This window comes from Bacillus sp. FSL W8-1202, from assembly GCF_038006165.1.
Classification (GTDB): Bacteria; Bacillota; Bacilli; order Bacillales; family Bacillaceae; genus Bacillus; species Bacillus subtilis.
On the sequence record NZ_JBBOUR010000001.1, the window covers coordinates 785,549 to 801,087 of the forward strand.

Sequence of the window (15,539 nt, forward strand, 5' to 3'; positions counted from 1 at the left end):
GATCCTTTTTCATTTACGCAAATTTTAGGTCTTGCCTGCTTTACCAGTCACAATCCCGCTTATTCAGATTAAGAATACGCTTTCATCATAAATTATGACAGCGTTTTCGTCAACTATTTTTTTAGTTAAATAGTTTGATAAAACATGTAGACAAAAATTCGTAAAAATTAATTGTGAAATACTTCACAATATCATGCTATACTATGCTCAATCATGAAAGAAAGCAGGAAAAGACAATGGAAACTCAAGCATTGCAAAAGGTTGAACAGTACGCTTTGAAAAAACAAAACATATTCGCTTCAAGCAAAATCCGTTATGTGCTTCGGTCCATATTGGCCAGTATGTTTATTGGTTTTGGCATTACAGCCGCAAGTAAAACCGGCAGCTATTTCTTTATGGCTGATTCTCCGTTTGCCTTTCCGGCAGCCGCTGTCACTTTCGGGGCCGCTATTCTGCTGATTGCTTACGGAGGCGGAGATTTATTTACCGGCAACACCTTTTATTTCACCTATACCGCGCTACGGAAAAAACTCAGCTGGCGCGACAACCTGTACTTGTGGATGTCAAGCTATGCCGGCAATTTAATCGGCGCCATTCTGTTTGCCATCCTGATCAGCGCGACGGGACTTTTTGAGGAGCCTTCTGTTCATTCCTTTTTGATTCATTTGGCAGAACACAAAATGGAGCCGCCGGCTTCCGAATTGTTTTTCAGAGGAATGCTGTGCAATTGGCTTGTGTGCCTCGCCTTTTTCATTCCAATGTCTCTCAAAGGTGAAGGAGCAAAGCTTTTTACCATGATGCTTTTCGTTTTCTGCTTCTTTATTTCAGGCTTTGAACACAGCATTGCCAATATGTGCACTTTCGCCATCTCGCTTTTGATCGAGCACCCTGATACAGTGACACTGATGGGAGCAGTCAGAAACTTAATCCCCGTTACGCTCGGCAATCTGACCGCGGGAATAGTTATGATGGGCTGGATGTACTACACACTGAATCCTGATCAATAAAAAAACTTCCAGAGATCACTCCCTGCAAGTCAAAGCGGTTATTCCGAGAGATCTTGAAGACGCTGGACATGCAGCGTGATATAGCCGGCCTCGGATTCCGGCAAATGTAATTGATATTCATTTTTCAAAAACTCCGCCAGCTCCAGCGCACATTGATAGGAGAATGAATACTTTTTTTGGATGAAATAAAGCATCTCCTCGTCCATACGATGGAGCGCTTCATTTGATTCCAACCGGCTGACCGCGTATCGCAAATGCGTGACTAGGCGTTGATAGGAAATGCTGTTTTCATCCACCTTTCGATTAAAGTATTGTTCTATTTTCTCTATCATTTCTTTGATCATGGTCGTATGCTTCAGCGCCGAATACATGCTCTCCGCATCCATCTTCGCCGTATGGATGTGAAGGGCAATATAACCCGCTTCATCTTCAGGCAGAGACACGTCCAATGTCTCTTTTACATGTCCGATCGCCCACAGGCCGATCTCGTATTCTTTTTTATAGAGCGCCTTTATCTCATGCAGCAATTTATTCTGCACAAGCAGCCCATTTTGAATCCTCTCGATCGCAAAGGACAAATGGTCGGAAAGCGCGATATGAATGTGATCGCTCAGCGGCGCCGCGAGCTCTCCTTCCGCATAGCTGATGATATCCTCAGCTATTTCTATATGCTCCTCCGGCAGTGTTTGCAGGATTTGTTTGAACTTTTCATTCTCGTCGCGCACGACAAAGATCTTTTCCACTTTATTCATAGGGATGAGATCATTTTTCTTTTTTTGAAAAGCGATTCCCGGCCCCATCACGATTTTTTCCTGATCATCCTCTTTTATTAAAGCCGCATTGTTGTTTAATACTTTATAGATTTTCAAGAGGTTATCTCTCCCGCCAATTTGCTTTTGACTGGGATTTTACCTCCTTTTGACCGCCATGTAAAGATGCGGGCCCGCTCTCTCCTGCTTTGGCGATTCCTTGAAGGCTTGCAAACATCTTCTTTTATAAAGCGCGGCGGCTTTCGCTTTCTGCTTTTCTTCCTCATTCACAGCCATCCGCCATTCATAAAACGAAACAAGTCCCGCGGCCTGCACTGCCGCCTTTCTTTGGTATGTACGCTGAGCCGAATAGACCGCGGCAGCCGCAGTTTTTCTGTCCGGCGTCACCCAGTTCATCAAAAAGACCATCCACACCCGTAAAGATACAAGCAAACGTTTCATAGAAAAACATCCCTCCGCTTCTTTTTGGCAGGCAGCCTTTTTAGCAGCCCGTTTTCTCAGCCGCAGCCCGCAAGAAAAGACGGCCGATTTCTTTTCTCGCAAACTAGCGGCTCTAGCAAAACTCATGACTCTATGATAGACCGTGGAAAGAGAATTCTTTGTCACAATATGAGTGAAAAAACCAACTAGTTTTTAGAAGTTTTGTTGAAAGCTGAAAGAATTGAAATGAAAATTGGAGAACCGCTTTGAAAACTTTATACACAAGTTATCCCAAAGATAAGAACAACTTAATCACAAGAGATATCCACATGTCCACAAACTCTATCTATATTTTGTATACGAACGTATATTCCCAACTATATATATACACAGGTTTATTCACTTATACACAGGGTTCTGTGTGTAACTCCTTCGTTATACACAAACAAAATTCAATAAATGGTCCAAATGACACAAGGATTTTTTTGAATTTTCAAGAAATATATACTAGATCTTTCACATTTTTTCTAAATACAAAGGGGGAAACACATTGAAAAAGGGGATCATTCGCTTTCTGCTTGTAAGTTTCGTCTTATTTTTTGCCTTATCCACAGGTATTACGGGCATCCAGGCAGCTCCGGCTTCTTCAAAAACGTCGGCTGATCTGGAAAAAGCCGAGGTATTCGGTGATATCGACATGACGACAAGCAAAAAAACAACCGTTATAGTGGAATTAAAAGAAAAATCCTTGGCAGAAGCGAAGGAAGCGGGAGAAAGCCAATCGAAAAGCAAGCTGAAAACCGCTCACACAAAAGCAAAAAACAAAGCAATCAAAGCGGTGAAAAACGGAAAAGTAAACCGGGAATATGAGCAGGTATTCTCAGGCTTCTCTATGAAGCTTCCAGCTAATGAGATTCCAAAACTTCTCGCGGTAAAAGACGTTAAGGCAGTGTACCCGAACGTCACATATAAAACAGACAATATGAAGGATAAAGACGTCACAATCTCCGAAGACGCCGTATCTCCGCAAATGGATGACAGTGCGCCTTATATCGGAGCAAACGATGCATGGGATTTAGGCTACACAGGAAAAGGCATCAAGGTGGCGATTATTGACACTGGGGTTGAATACAATCACCCAGATCTGAAGAAAAACTTTGGACAATATAAAGGATACGATTTTGTGGACAATGATTACGATCCAAAAGAAACACCAACAGGCGATCCGAGGGGCGGAGCGACTGACCACGGCACACACGTAGCCGGAACTGTGGCTGCAAACGGAACAATTAAAGGCGTAGCGCCTGATGCCACACTTCTTGCTTATCGTGTGTTAGGACCTGGCGGAAGCGGCACAACGGAAAACGTCATCGCCGGTGTGGAACGTGCAGTGCAGGACGGAGCAGATGTGATGAACCTGTCTCTCGGAAACTCTTTAAACAACCCGGACTGGGCGACAAGCACAGCGCTTGACTGGGCCATGTCAGAAGGCGTTGTCGCTGTTACCTCAAACGGCAACAGCGGACCGAACGGCTGGACAGTCGGATCGCCGGGCACATCAAGAGAAGCGATTTCTGTCGGTGCGACTCAGCTGCCGCTCAATGAATACGCCGTCACTTTCGGCTCCTATTCTTCAGCAAAAGTGATGGGCTATAACAAAGAGGACGACGTCAAAGCGCTCAATAACAAAGAAATTGATCTTGTCGAAGCGGGAATCGGCGAAGAAAAGGATTTTGAAGGGAAAGACCTGACAGGCAAAGTCGCCGTTGTCAAACGAGGCAGCATTGCATTTGTGGATAAAGCGGATAACGCTAAAAAAGCCGGTGCCATCGGCATGGTTGTGTATAACAACCTCTCTGGAGAAATTGAAGCCAATGTGCCAGGCATGTCTGTCCCAACGATTAAGCTTTCATTAGAAGACGGCGAAAAACTCGTCAGCGCCCTGAAAGCTGGTGAGACAAAAACAACATTCAAGTTGACGGTCTCAAAAGCGCTCGGTGAACAAGTGGCTGATTTCTCATCACGCGGCCCTGTTATGGATACGTGGATGATTAAGCCTGATATTTCCGCGCCAGGGGTCAATATCGTGAGCACGATCCCAACACACGATCCTGACCATCCATACGGATACGGATCAAAACAAGGAACAAGCATGGCATCGCCTCATATTGCCGGAGCGGTTGCCGTTATTAAACAAGCCAAGCCAAAGTGGAGCGTTGAACAGATTAAAGCCGCCATCATGAATACCGCTGTCACTTTAAAGGATAGCGATGGGGAAGTATATCCGCATAACGCTCAAGGCGCAGGCAGCGCAAGAATCATGAACGCAATCAAAGCAGATTCGCTCGTCTCACCTGGAAGCTATTCATACGGCACGTTCTTGAAGGAAAACGGAAACGAAACGAAAAAAGAAACGTTTACGATTGAAAATCAATCTTCCATTAGAAAATCATACACACTGGAATACTCATTTAATGGCAGCGGCATCTCCACATCCGGCACAAGCCGTGTTGTGATTCCGGCACATCAAACCGGGAAAGCCACTGCAAAAGTAAAGGTCAATACGAAGAAAACAAAAGCTGGCACCTATGAAGGAACGGTTATCGTCAGAGAAGGCGGAAAAACGGTCGCTAAGGTACCTACATTGCTGATTGTGAAAGAGCCCGATTATCCGAGAGTCACATCTGTCTCTGTCAGCGAAGGGTCTGTACAAGGTACCTATCAAATTGAAACCTACCTTCCTGCGGGAGCGGAAGAGCTGGCGTTCCTCGTCTATGACAGCAACCTTGATTTCGCAGGCCAAGCCGGCATTTATAAAAACCAAGATAAAGGTTACCAGTACTTTGACTGGGACGGCACGATTAATGGCGGAACCAAACTTCCGGCCGGAGAGTATTACTTGCTCGCATATGCCGCGAACAAAGGCAAGTCAAGCCAGGTTTTGACCGAAGAACCTTTCACTGTTGAATAAGAAAAAGCCCTGCCGATTCGGCAGGGCTTTTTAAAGATCAGTCAGCAAACGCCTCCTGCAATAATCGATACGATCGGAGCTTATCTTCAAAATGATGCGTGATGGTCACCACCATGATTTCCTCTGTTTCATACGCTTTACTCAAAGCTAGCAGCCGCTCCTTAACCTGTTCTTTCGTACCGACAATCATTCGATTTCGATTATCAGCAATTCGTCTCTGTTCATAAGGAGAATACGTATTTTTCCGAACAGCTTCATACGAAGGAACTCCCTCTAAAGGAATACCCTGCTCTCCCGCCAAAAGTGTAAAATCAAGCACAGCCCCAAGCTCCTCTGCCTTCTCCTCCGTGTCAGCACAAAGAACAAAAACAGCAACTGCCGCTCGAGGCGTATCTCCTAACACAGACGGTTTGAATCGTCTCTTATACTGTCTGACAGTACCCTCTCCGCCCTCTCCATTGATAAAATGGGCAAACATATAGCCAGCGCCAGATTCAGCTGCAAGCAGCGCGCTTTCTCCAGATGAGCCGAGCAGCCACACATCCGGAGCCGTTGAAATATGCGGCGCAGCGGTCAGATTCGGAAAACGGTGTTTGTCATCCGTCAAATCATGCAAATACATGGTCAGCTCCTTAATTTGCTGCGGATACTGATCAGCATTGCGCTTTCCGCCGTCATTCAGCGCCCATGATGCAATCGGCATTCCCCCCGGTGCTCTGCCAAGCCCCAGATCAATTCTTCCTGGTGTCAGCCCCTCCAGAACACGAAAGTTTTCAGCTACTTTATAAGCACTGTAATGCGGCAGCATGACTCCTCCTGATCCAACACGAATTCGCTTTGTTTTCGCTGCTATATGACTGATTAGCACCTCAGGACTGGACCCTGCCAGCCGTTTTGAAAAGTGATGCTCAGAAACCCAAAATCTCTTATATCCAAGGTCCTCAGCAGCTTGAGCAAGCGCAACGGTTTGCTGTAAGGCCGTTTCAGCATTGCTGCCCTCTGATACTGGAGATTGATCTAATATACTTAATGAAACCATCCCTACCACCTCATCCTCATCGTATCACTGATCTTCTATTTTTTCTCCAAAGCCGCTCACACTGCTTATCAGTGTCCCCTATCATTCGCCATTTATTTGTGAAAGCCTGTCCCTATTTGTCGGAATATGTTACACGTGAAACATAAAAACCCCTCCAGACGGAGAGGTTTGCTTTAGTTTTTATTAAAGCCCTTTTCTTTCACGTAGTCATTTAAATACGTACGCGGCTTTTGCTTCATAAAGTTCAGTATTTGATCGGACCACGTTTCTTCCCGCTGCCCGTTTGTTCTTTCTCTATAGTAATCAGAAATGGTTTTGTCATACGTATTCATAGTATGACGGAAATCGTCTGTGTTCACATTATACGTATTCTCATGATAAACGGCCTGCTTTGGCAATCTCGGTTTTTTGCCGGAAAGGTTCGCAGGATGGCCTACTGCCAGTCCGAAAAGCGGGAGCACATGGTCAGGCGTTTGCAGCACCTCTGTCACCTTGTCCAGTTCATTCCGAATGCCGCCGATATAGCAAATGCCAAGCCCCATGGATTCAGCGGCAATGCTCATATTTTGCGCTGCCAGCGCCGCATCAATCAAGCTAACCATAAACATTTCTGTATTCTCGAGCAGCTCAGAAATATGTTCACCTTTTTCCTCAGCCAGTTTTTGATGGCGGTACAAATCCGCACAAAATACAAAAAAGTGTCCGTTCTTCTCAACGTAAGGCTGATTCCCAGCAAGCACGGACAGCTCACGTTTTTTCTCAGGATCAGAAACCCCGATAATCGAATATGCCTGCACATAGCTGGATGTAGACGCAGCCTGCGCACTTTTCACTAATGTATCAATTTCTTCAGCTGTCAAAAGCTGATCAGTAAAAGACCGGATTGACCGATGATTCAAAATGGTTTCGATTGTGTTATTCATCACAAAAACCTCCTTATCACTTTTTATCATATCCGAAAAAAAGTGATCTCAAAAGCGAAATGCTCTGCACAAAAAAAGACAGCCTCTGTAAAGGCTGTCTGCATATTAAGAATTAAAAAGATAACTTCTGTATTTCGTCAGCTGCACACTTGCATTATATACAATCCCAAATCCGATTAACGTGGAAAGTGTCGAGCTTCCCCCATAGCTGACAAACAGTAGCGGAATCCCGGTAACAGGCATAATGCCGATGTTCATTCCGATATTCTGGAATGTGTGGATCACAATTAACGCCGTATAGCCAACGCAAAAGAAAGAAGCGAAACGGTTAAACGGATGTATTTTGTCTATCAGAACAACAAGCCTGTAGATTAAAAAGAAGAACATGATGACAACAATTGCACAGCCTATAAAGCCAAATGACTCACCTATTATAGAAAAGATAAAGTCAGTCGTACTCTCTGGAACATAAACCTTCAAATTAGAAATACCATTACCTAAAATACCACCAGATCCTATTGCCATGATGGCCTGGTCAACTTGCCAGCTGTCATTTGAATCTTCCTGTGTCTCATTTGAAGCAGACACCCAAGAAGTGACCCGCTTAATTTGATAATCCTGTATTCCAACTGATTTAGCAACGTCAGGAAAGTTTATCATTACTAATAAAATTAATGAAATGAGTAAGATACCTGAACCAGCTATGATCGCAATCAATTTCCAATTTATACCTGACATAAAAACCATTACAAGAACGATAAACATACATATTCCCGCAGTCCCAGCATCCTGCATCAGGATAAGACCTACAGGAATAACTGCGACACCCGCAATCTTTAATAACAAGTGGATATCATCCCTAAGCGTCCGAACTCCTTTAGGATTAGCTTTTCCAATAACTGAAGCAAGCATCATAATCAAACCAACCTTCATAAACTCTGACGGCTGTATTGTAATTCTACCGATCCTAAACCAACTTTTTGCCCCTTTAATAACAGGTGCAATAGACTCGGGACTGATTTTAAGAATAATCAAAGATAAAATACCAATGATAAAAATATATAAACTTAACTTTTCAAGCTGTTCTAAATCAAAGTACAAAAGAACTGTAATGGCAACAGCCCCCAAAAAATAAAACACAATTTGCTGAATCCAATCCGTGTTCCCATACTGCCCAAACTGACCGGCAGCATAAATTGATACTACGCTTATAATAAAAAACACACCAAATATAAAAATCAAATCCCCCTGGTAAAAGGGGCTTTGCTGTTTCTTATATCGACTCATTCTATCCCGCCTTACATTTTCATCGGAAAATCACTAATGTTTATTATACATGAACCACGTTCAAGATGACACGTGAAGCTCGCTTCCTTTTATGTTTTTTCAGCATTTGCGGTGCTTTTTCAGCTACACGAAATATGACGTATCATAAACCGAAATGTTTCGATTGACACAAAACTTTTCAAATGAAAAAAACGCCATACCAAAAGAATTTGTTAAAAAACGAATGCGATAATGTGTTATGTTCCCAAATAATGTGATACCTCATAAGAAACAGCTAAAAATTCAGAGCCCCATGCCCATACATTCTCCTAGCACATTAAACGAAAAAATAAGACGATAGATCCAGTCCATTTCTGCAAAAACACGTATCAATTTCTGGAAAACATGGTATAATAATTGTAACAGAATGTTCAAAAAACAATCACAAAACAGACACAACTCAGTTCCTCTATTTCATTTTTGTAAACGTTATCACAAAATGAAAGGAGACGGGTATGATGGACATGTTTTTTGCTTACTTATTGGTTGCCAGCGCAACGCCTCTCTTTATTTGGCTTGATAACAAAAAAGTCGCACTCTCAGCTATTCCGCCAATCATCTTAATGTGGGTATTCTTCTTCTTTTACGCAACAGAAAGCCTTTCTCCACTTGGACACACTCTCATGATTATCTTGTTTGCCGTCAACGTCATAGTCGCTCATATCGCCGCATTTATCATTTACGGCCTTCCGTATCTTCGCAGAAAGCGAAGCAGCTGAAGACAGCAAAAAACCCTCTTCCAATGAAGAGGGTTTTTTGTATTATTCGTTATGGCCTGAATGCTCTGAGTGTTCAGCGCCTCCAGGAGGATTTCCGTCCATATGGTCACCATGGTGATAGTGAGCCGCGAAAATCCAGATGGATCCAAGTACGATAACGATCGCGCCAAAGAATCCGAACAGCGTGTTTCCGACTTGGATCGTGCCGTTTTCGCTCTCTGTCATATGCATGAACATGAGAAGCTGCAGCGCCGCCTGAATGAAGGCGAAGCCGAAGATTATCCAAAGTTTTGCTGATGAGCTCAGGTCAGTATACACTGCAACCCATAGAGCCAGCAGGGTCAAAACGATAGACAGGATAAAACCTACAATGTGTTTCCATGGAAAGTGACTGTGTTCAGCAGATTTGTTTGCCATTTTACAGACCCCCCAATCCCATGAGATAGACACCTGTAAAGATGAAAATCCATACAACATCTAAGAAGTGCCAGTACAAGCTTGAGATAAAGATTTTAGATGAAGTTTGCGGAGTTAAGCCGCGTTTCTTCAACTGAATCAGAATTCCTGTGATCCAGAAAATCCCGATTGTTACGTGAGTTCCGTGAGTTCCAAGTAAAACAAAGAATCCAGACCAGAACGCACTTGTACTGAGAGCCGCTCCTTCATGTACATAGTGAACAAACTCGTTGATCTCGCATCCGACGAAGCCGGCACCGAGAAGAAGAGTGATAATTGTCCAAATGACTACGCCTTTTAAACTTCCGCGGCGCATTTCATGAACAGCGATCCCGCAGGTAAAGCTGCTGATCAGCAGCAAGAACGTCATAATCATTACCAGATTGACTTCAAATAGTTCGTCTGGCAAGACACCTCCAGCTGTTCTGTTTTTAAGAACGAAGAAGGTTGCAAATAGTGTTGAGAACAACACAATTTCTGCCCCTAAAAAGATCCAAAACCCGAGAATATTAAGTCTGCCGGTTTCAGATTGATATTCCATAGGCGCGTTAGAATTGCCGTGTTCTGCATGTTCCATAACTCACGCCTCCTTATTCGGAAATCTTTCTTTCCGTCTCTTTTATTTCATCAACACTAATGTAGTAGCCGTTGTCGTATTCGAATGAACGCAGAACCATGCAGAGCAGGACTCCGATCAATCCGACTACGCCCATCCAGTACCATTCAAAGACAAGTCCAAAGCCAGCGAGACCGAAGGCAACAGACATAAAGAACGGTCTGCCTGAGTTGCTTGGCATATGGATTTTCTTGAATTTGCTTTCAGGGTATAATTCAGTTTTTTCTTCTTTCATATGCAGGAATGCATCTTGAGATTTGACTTCAGGAAGCACCGCAAAGTTGTAATGCGGCGGAATCGCAGAAGAAGTCGCCCAATCAAGCGTACGTCCCACACCCCATGAATCTCCGCTGATTTCACGAGTAGAGTAACGGAAGCTGTAGTAGATGTTATAGCAAAGGATTAAGAATCCTACACCCATCATGAAAGCTCCGACTGTTGAGATAAAGTTCAATGTTGTCCAGCCGTCGTTCGGTCCGTATGTGTAAATACGGCGAGGCATGCCTTGAAGCCCCAAGAAATATTGCGGGAAGAAACAAATATTGAACCCGATCATAAAGATCCAGAAGAACCATTTTCCGATTCTTTCGTTCAGCTTGTGGCCGAACATTTTTGGATACCAGAAAATAAATCCGGCGAAACAAGCAAATACAGTACCCGCGATCAGCACATAGTGGAAGTGAGATACAAGGAAGTACGTATTATGGTATTGATAATCCGCTGCTGCCATCGCAAGCATAACCCCTGTAACCCCGCCGATAACGAAGTTAGGAATGAACGCAAGCGCCCACAGCATAGGTGTTGTAAAGCTGATTCGGCCTTTATACATTGTAAAGAGCCAGTTAAAGATTTTAACCCCGGTTGGGATTGAGATTGCCATTGTCGTAATTGAGAAGAATGAGTTAACGGACGCACTGTTCCCCATTGTGAAGAAGTGGTGAGTCCAAACTAAGAAACTCAATACAGAGATGGCGATAATAGAACCAACCATCGCTTTGTAACCAAACAATTGTTTTCTTGCAAAGCTTGAGATGATTTCTGAGAAAATACCAAACGCCGGAAGAATAACGATATATACTTCAGGATGTCCCCAAATCCAGAACAAGTTAGCCCAAAGCATCGGCATACCGCCTGCTTCCAATGTGAAAAAGTGAGCGCCGAACAAACGATCAAATGATAAAAGTGCCAATGCTACTGTAAGTACAGGGAAAGCAAACACGATAATAACCATTGTGATCAGTGTTGTCCATGTGAACATTGGCATACGCATTAATGTCATGCCTTTTGTTCTCATTTTTAAGATTGTTACCATAAAGTTGATCCCTGTCATCAGGGTACCGATACCGGCAATCTGAAGTCCGAGGAGGTAGTAGTTCTCACCCGGCCCAGGGCTCATGTCGTTACTTGCAAGCGGCATATAACTCGTCCAGCCTGCGTTCGGAGAACCTCCGATAACGAAAGAAATATTGAAAAGCATCGCCCCTACAAAGAACGTCCAGAAGCTCAGGTTGTTCAAGTAAGGGAACGCAACGTCGCGGGCACCGATTTGAAGAGGCACAACAACGTTAATAAGACCGATTAAGAACGGCATCGCCATGAAGATGATCATGATTGTACCGTGAGTTGTAAAAATTTCATTATAGTGGTTTGAGTCTAAAAAACTGTTATTCGGAAGCGCTAGCTGGGCACGCATCATCAGACCGTCGACACCGCCGCGAAATAACATTATTACAGCAGATATAATGTACATGATTCCGAGTTTTTTATGGTCAACAGTAGTTATCCATTCAGACCACAGCCATTTCCACTTTTTGAAGTAAGTCAGTACAAAAATAATGGCAATGGTTGAAAGCGCAATGGAAACTTGTGCGCCCAGAATTAATGGGTCACCAGTTACGAAAAATTCGTCCCATTTGAATTTCATGCAGGCTTCCTCCTTTCCTGATCAATATCATTCTTCTGTATCATCAGACTTCTTAAATTCGTTTTTCTTTACGTTTTCAAACGGATCTGTTTTAGAGTGCGGTGAAACGGCTTGATAGCCAAGGCGTTTGCGCGCCTCCATCGCGTACTCAGCGTCTTGTCCGTGATCAACGTATTTCAAGTGAGTAGAAGAGAACGTTAATTCGTCCACATTTTCAGGAAGCATCAATTCATCATACTTCTCTTTTGTCAGCTTAGGAGCCTCATTCTGAGTCTTTTTCACCCAGCTGTTAAAGTCTTTTTCTGTGACTGCATTCACATCAAACTCTTGGTCTGCAAAATGTTCACCTGTGAAGTTCGCGTTGCGGCCTTCGTAAGTACCCACTTTGTCAGCCTGTAAGTATTGATCCATCAGCATTCCTGCCATCGCATATTTTTGCCCTCCAAGCTGAGGAATCCATAGCGAAGCCATTGAATCTGCAGATGAGATTTTGAACAAGATCGGGCGGTCGACAGGAATGTTTAAGTAGTTGACCGTTTCAATATCCTGTTCAGGGTAGCTGAATACCCATTTCCAGTCTACCGAAGTAGCATAAACAACAAGAGGCTCTTTGTCTTTTGTTGCTTCAGGAGCTTTTTCTAACGAATATATCGTCTGTACTGTTGGCACAGAAAGTGCAATGACGATTAAAATTGGGATCACTGTCCAGACTACTTCTAAAAACGTGTTACCGTGAATTTCTGGGTTATAAGATCCATTATCTTTGCCTTTACGGTCGCGGTATTTTACTAAAATAATGGTAAATAGAACAAAGACGACCCCGACGATAAACAGCATAAATCCGATAGATAACAGGATTAAATCACTTTGCTGTTCAGCTACAGGTCCTTTCGGATCTAGTACTGAAGCATTGCTGCATCCCCCAAGGACGAAAACCACAGTTAACAGCGCTAATACAAGCAACGGTTTTAATGCTCTGAACAAGAAGATCACCATCCTTCCTATTGATGTAATAAATCTGAAGTGCATACTTCCTCAAAATCTTTTCTCTACTTTGTTATGCTATCAAAAACTTCACTTATTAGCTTTATTTTTTTATAAACTTCATCCCATTTTCGCTTAAATGTCATAAAATCGACAAAAATTGCTCCAACTTTATTCACATCTATCGCTTAAGATGAAAAGTTTCTAGTTATTTCCGCATATAAAGTAAAGAAAGATGATGAAGAACTAATTCTGACAAATTAAGGTTTACCACAATAAAAAACTTAGGTCAATCAAAAATTTCATTTTGTTAAACTTTCTAGATAGGAATTATTTTTTCCTCGTCTAGCATCTTTTCACACGGTTACCATTTTAACGCATCAAATATTGAAAGAAAAGGCGCAATGAAGAGCCAATATGCTCTGAATTGTCCGTATTTTTTTATGAGAGCATCCAGTTGTTTATCTTATACAAAAAAGAGGAATGATATAAGCAAATAAATAAAAAATAGGATGTGTTGCATGATGAGTTTTCTTATTTCACTTATCGTCGCTATTATTATCGGATGGCTTGGAAGCCTGTTTGTAAAAGGAGATATGCCCGGAGGAATTATCGGGTCTATGATCGCAGGTCTTATTGGCGCCTGGATCGGACACGGGCTGCTTGGAACATGGGGGCCGCACCTAGCCGGATTTGCCATTATTCCAGCCGTAATCGGCGCAGCCATTGTTGTCTTTCTAGTAAGCCTGTTAACCAGAAAAAGAGGATAAAAGCAGCAGCACCCGAAGCGTCAGCGCTTTGGGTGTTTGTTTTGCCATAAAAATCGAAAAAGCCTCAACCCTAGCGGTTGAGGCTTTTGACTGGTTTGACGCCCAACTGATCGATGAACCTTCTGAAGGCCTGTTTTCCCTCTGCTGTCTGCTTAAACACACCGGCGTGTTCAAGGATGCGCGCGAATACATGTCCCAGCTCTTTTTTTATGACTAGATCTGCATTCTCTTTTGTTATGGTTCTTTTTTCCATCATTCGAAGAGCCCATTCACTATGCTTTGCCGTGAGCGGATTTTGTTCTAAGGCTGTTTTCGGATCAGCAGAGCATAGCGCCGCTGCCGTTTCTTTCATTTCCTCCTGTAAGCGGCCCGGCAATATCGCCAATCCCATGACCTCAATCAGGCCGATATTTTCTTTTTTAATATGGTGGACTTCCTGATGAGGATGGAATATTCCTAATGGATGCTCCTCATTCGTCCGGTTGTTCCTCAGGACGATATCGAGTTCGTACAGGTCTCCCCTGCGCCGCGCAATCGGTGTGACCGTATTATGAGGCGTATCGCCTGTATAGGCGGCAATGCCGGCTTTTTCATCGGAATACGTCTGCCACGTGCGAAAGATATGGTCAGCAGCTTCGGCGACATGCCCCGGTTCGTCTCCTTGGAGCCTGAGCACAGACATCGGCCACTTCACTAAGCCCAGCGACACGCCGGGATAATCATTTAATTCATAAACGTCTTCCGCTTCTGCACGTGCCATTGGAAAATCATGCGCGCCGCCTTGGAAATGATCATGGCTTAGGATGCTGCCGCCGACAATCGGCAGATCCGCGTTTGAACCGATAAAATAGTGCGGATACTGCCCGAGAAATGACAGCAGCCTTTCAAATGTTTTTTTGCTGATCTCCATCGGTTCATGTTCACCTTTTAAGACAATACAGTGCTCTGGATAATAGACATATGGCGAGAATTGCAGGAACCATTGTTCGTCCTCAAGGATGACCGGAATGATTCTGTGATTTTGCCGGGCTGGATGATTCACGCTTCCCTCGAACCCGACATTTTCTTTACACAGCAAACACATCGGATAATTTGTCTGTTCCTGCTCTCTTGCAGCCGCAATCGCTTTCGGGTCCTTTTCAGGCTTTGATAGGTTAATGGTCATTTCCAGCTCGCCATATTCGGTCGGCACCGTCCAATGAACATTTTTGGCGATTCTGTCAGTCCGTATATAATAGACATCCTCTGAATATTGATAGAATTCCTTTGTCGCCTGTTTTGGGCCGTATAATGCTTTTGTCTCTTCAAATTTGCGAATGACCTCGGACGGGGCAGGTACAAAACAGCCCATCAGCTTTGCGCTGAGCAGGTCACGGTACGTATCTGTATCCGCTTCCATTCGGCCGGTTTCGGCAGCCCATTTATAGATGGGGGCGAGCAAGTCCGGCAGGCTTTGTGACTGCTTGATGCTGGTGCTGGAGACCGGCTCGGGATGTGTGATGCCCAGCGCTTCATAAAGACGGTTTCTCGTATATTCCCGATCCCAGATCGAAATCAATTTTCGTTCCAGGCCATACTCAAGCAGCTGTTCCAGATGTTCAATAATACTCATAT

14 protein-coding genes are annotated in these 15,539 nt (G+C 43.7%); 4 read left to right on the top strand and 10 right to left on the bottom strand.

Translation table 11 applies throughout. From position 1 onward, the window contains the following. The first annotated feature begins 236 nt into the window (after positions 1-236). Positions 237-1,007 (top strand): formate/nitrite transporter family protein, encoded by a 771-nt coding sequence (locus NSQ09_RS04015; protein WP_041334568.1) that lies wholly within the window; start codon positions 237-239, stop codon positions 1,005-1,007. A 38-nt stretch (positions 1,008-1,045) separates the two neighbouring features. Here the strand turns inward: NSQ09_RS04015 and sacT are convergent, their stop codons facing one another. Together sacT and NSQ09_RS04025 are read right to left on the bottom strand one after the other, a co-directional pair. Beyond that, a complete protein-coding gene (gene sacT / locus NSQ09_RS04020; RefSeq protein WP_041334565.1) occupies positions 1,046-1,876 on the bottom strand; it encodes a sac operon transcriptional antiterminator SacT in 831 nt (276 codons plus the stop codon). Between the two features lie 39 nt (positions 1,877-1,915). Next, complete coding sequence (locus tag NSQ09_RS04025; RefSeq protein ID WP_003222155.1) at positions 1,916-2,218, bottom strand: hypothetical protein; 303 nt, start codon at positions 2,216-2,218, stop codon at positions 1,916-1,918. Between the two features lie 529 nt (positions 2,219-2,747). Between NSQ09_RS04025 and vpr the strand changes: the two genes are divergently transcribed. After that, positions 2,748-5,168, top strand: coding sequence for a serine protease Vpr (gene vpr / locus NSQ09_RS04030; RefSeq protein WP_041334562.1), 2,421 nt, complete (start codon positions 2,748-2,750; stop codon positions 5,166-5,168). 37 nt (positions 5,169-5,205) lie between these two features. Here the strand turns inward: vpr and NSQ09_RS04035 are convergent, their stop codons facing one another. The 3 genes from NSQ09_RS04035 to rodA all read right to left on the bottom strand — a co-directional run bounded on the left by NSQ09_RS04035 (position 5,206) and on the right by rodA (position 8,417). Continuing rightward, a complete protein-coding gene (locus NSQ09_RS04035) occupies positions 5,206-6,207 on the bottom strand; it encodes an LLM class flavin-dependent oxidoreductase (protein ID WP_017696212.1) in 1,002 nt (333 codons plus the stop codon). A gap of 173 nt (positions 6,208-6,380) precedes the next feature. Beyond that, positions 6,381-7,130, bottom strand: coding sequence for an oxygen-insensitive NADPH nitroreductase (gene nfsA, locus NSQ09_RS04040; RefSeq protein WP_017696211.1), 750 nt, complete (start codon positions 7,128-7,130; stop codon positions 6,381-6,383). 105 nt (positions 7,131-7,235) lie between these two features. Continuing rightward, positions 7,236-8,417, bottom strand: a complete 1,182-nt coding sequence (gene rodA / locus NSQ09_RS04045) for a cell shape-determining peptidoglycan glycosyltransferase RodA (RefSeq protein WP_015250943.1) — start codon at positions 8,415-8,417, stop codon at positions 7,236-7,238. A gap of 494 nt (positions 8,418-8,911) precedes the next feature. On the opposite strand from rodA, the gene ywcE reads away from it, so the two are divergent. Beyond that, complete coding sequence (gene ywcE / locus NSQ09_RS04050) at positions 8,912-9,175, top strand: spore morphogenesis/germination protein YwcE (RefSeq protein ID WP_003227411.1); 264 nt, start codon at positions 8,912-8,914, stop codon at positions 9,173-9,175. A 42-nt stretch (positions 9,176-9,217) separates the two neighbouring features. Here ywcE and qoxD read toward each other — a convergent pair whose 3' ends face one another. The 4 genes from qoxD to qoxA are packed head-to-tail and all read right to left on the bottom strand — an operon-like array spanning position 9,218 to position 13,164. Continuing rightward, entirely contained in the window at positions 9,218-9,592 is a 375-nt protein-coding gene (gene qoxD / locus NSQ09_RS04055) for a cytochrome aa3 quinol oxidase subunit IV (RefSeq protein ID WP_003227410.1), read from the bottom strand. A 1-nt stretch (position 9,593) separates the two neighbouring features. Beyond that, positions 9,594-10,208, bottom strand: a complete 615-nt coding sequence (qoxC, locus tag NSQ09_RS04060) for a cytochrome aa3 quinol oxidase subunit III (protein ID WP_003227409.1) — start codon at positions 10,206-10,208, stop codon at positions 9,594-9,596. A gap of 13 nt (positions 10,209-10,221) precedes the next feature. Continuing rightward, positions 10,222-12,171 (bottom strand): cytochrome aa3 quinol oxidase subunit I, encoded by a 1,950-nt coding sequence (gene qoxB, locus NSQ09_RS04065; protein ID WP_003227407.1) that lies wholly within the window; start codon positions 12,169-12,171, stop codon positions 10,222-10,224. A gap of 27 nt (positions 12,172-12,198) precedes the next feature. Next, on the bottom strand, positions 12,199-13,164 hold the full coding sequence (gene qoxA, locus NSQ09_RS04070; protein WP_010886637.1) for a cytochrome aa3 quinol oxidase subunit II: 966 nt from the start codon (positions 13,162-13,164) through the stop codon (positions 12,199-12,201). 515 nt (positions 13,165-13,679) lie between these two features. On the opposite strand from qoxA, the gene NSQ09_RS04075 reads away from it, so the two are divergent. Further along, the gene (locus NSQ09_RS04075) at positions 13,680-13,925 is read left to right on the top strand and encodes a GlsB/YeaQ/YmgE family stress response membrane protein (RefSeq protein ID WP_009968363.1); all 246 of its coding nucleotides are present in this window, start codon (positions 13,680-13,682) and stop codon (positions 13,923-13,925) included. Positions 13,926-13,995: 70 nt separating this feature from the next. On the opposite strand, the gene galT is transcribed toward NSQ09_RS04075, so the two are convergent. Next, positions 13,996-15,537, bottom strand: coding sequence for a UDP-glucose--hexose-1-phosphate uridylyltransferase (gene galT, locus NSQ09_RS04080; protein ID WP_041052938.1), 1,542 nt, complete (start codon positions 15,535-15,537; stop codon positions 13,996-13,998). Positions 15,538-15,539: the final 2 nt, after the last annotated feature.

What these genes read in the sequence shown, in the direction of transcription:
- NSQ09_RS04015 (WP_041334568.1), top strand. Translation starts at nt 237, where the DNA reads ATGGAAACTCAAGCATTGCAAAAGGTTGAACAGTACGCTTTGAAAAAA.
- NSQ09_RS04025 (WP_003222155.1), bottom strand. Translation starts at nt 2,218, where the DNA reads ATGAAACGTTTGCTTGTATCTTTACGGGTGTGGATGGTCTTTTTGATG.
- NSQ09_RS04035 (WP_017696212.1), bottom strand. Translation starts at nt 6,207, where the DNA reads ATGGTTTCATTAAGTATATTAGATCAATCTCCAGTATCAGAGGGCAGC.
- nfsA (WP_017696211.1), bottom strand. Translation starts at nt 7,130, where the DNA reads ATGAATAACACAATCGAAACCATTTTGAATCATCGGTCAATCCGGTCT.
- rodA (WP_015250943.1), bottom strand. Translation starts at nt 8,417, where the DNA reads ATGAGTCGATATAAGAAACAGCAAAGCCCCTTTTACCAGGGGGATTTG.
- ywcE (WP_003227411.1), top strand. Translation starts at nt 8,912, where the DNA reads ATGATGGACATGTTTTTTGCTTACTTATTGGTTGCCAGCGCAACGCCT.
- qoxD (WP_003227410.1), bottom strand. Translation starts at nt 9,592, where the DNA reads ATGGCAAACAAATCTGCTGAACACAGTCACTTTCCATGGAAACACATT.
- qoxC (WP_003227409.1), bottom strand. Translation starts at nt 10,208, where the DNA reads ATGGAACATGCAGAACACGGCAATTCTAACGCGCCTATGGAATATCAA.
- qoxB (WP_003227407.1), bottom strand. Translation starts at nt 12,171, where the DNA reads ATGAAATTCAAATGGGACGAATTTTTCGTAACTGGTGACCCATTAATT.
- NSQ09_RS04075 (WP_009968363.1), top strand. Translation starts at nt 13,680, where the DNA reads ATGAGTTTTCTTATTTCACTTATCGTCGCTATTATTATCGGATGGCTT.
- galT (WP_041052938.1), bottom strand. Translation starts at nt 15,537, where the DNA reads ATGAGTATTATTGAACATCTGGAACAGCTGCTTGAGTATGGCCTGGAA.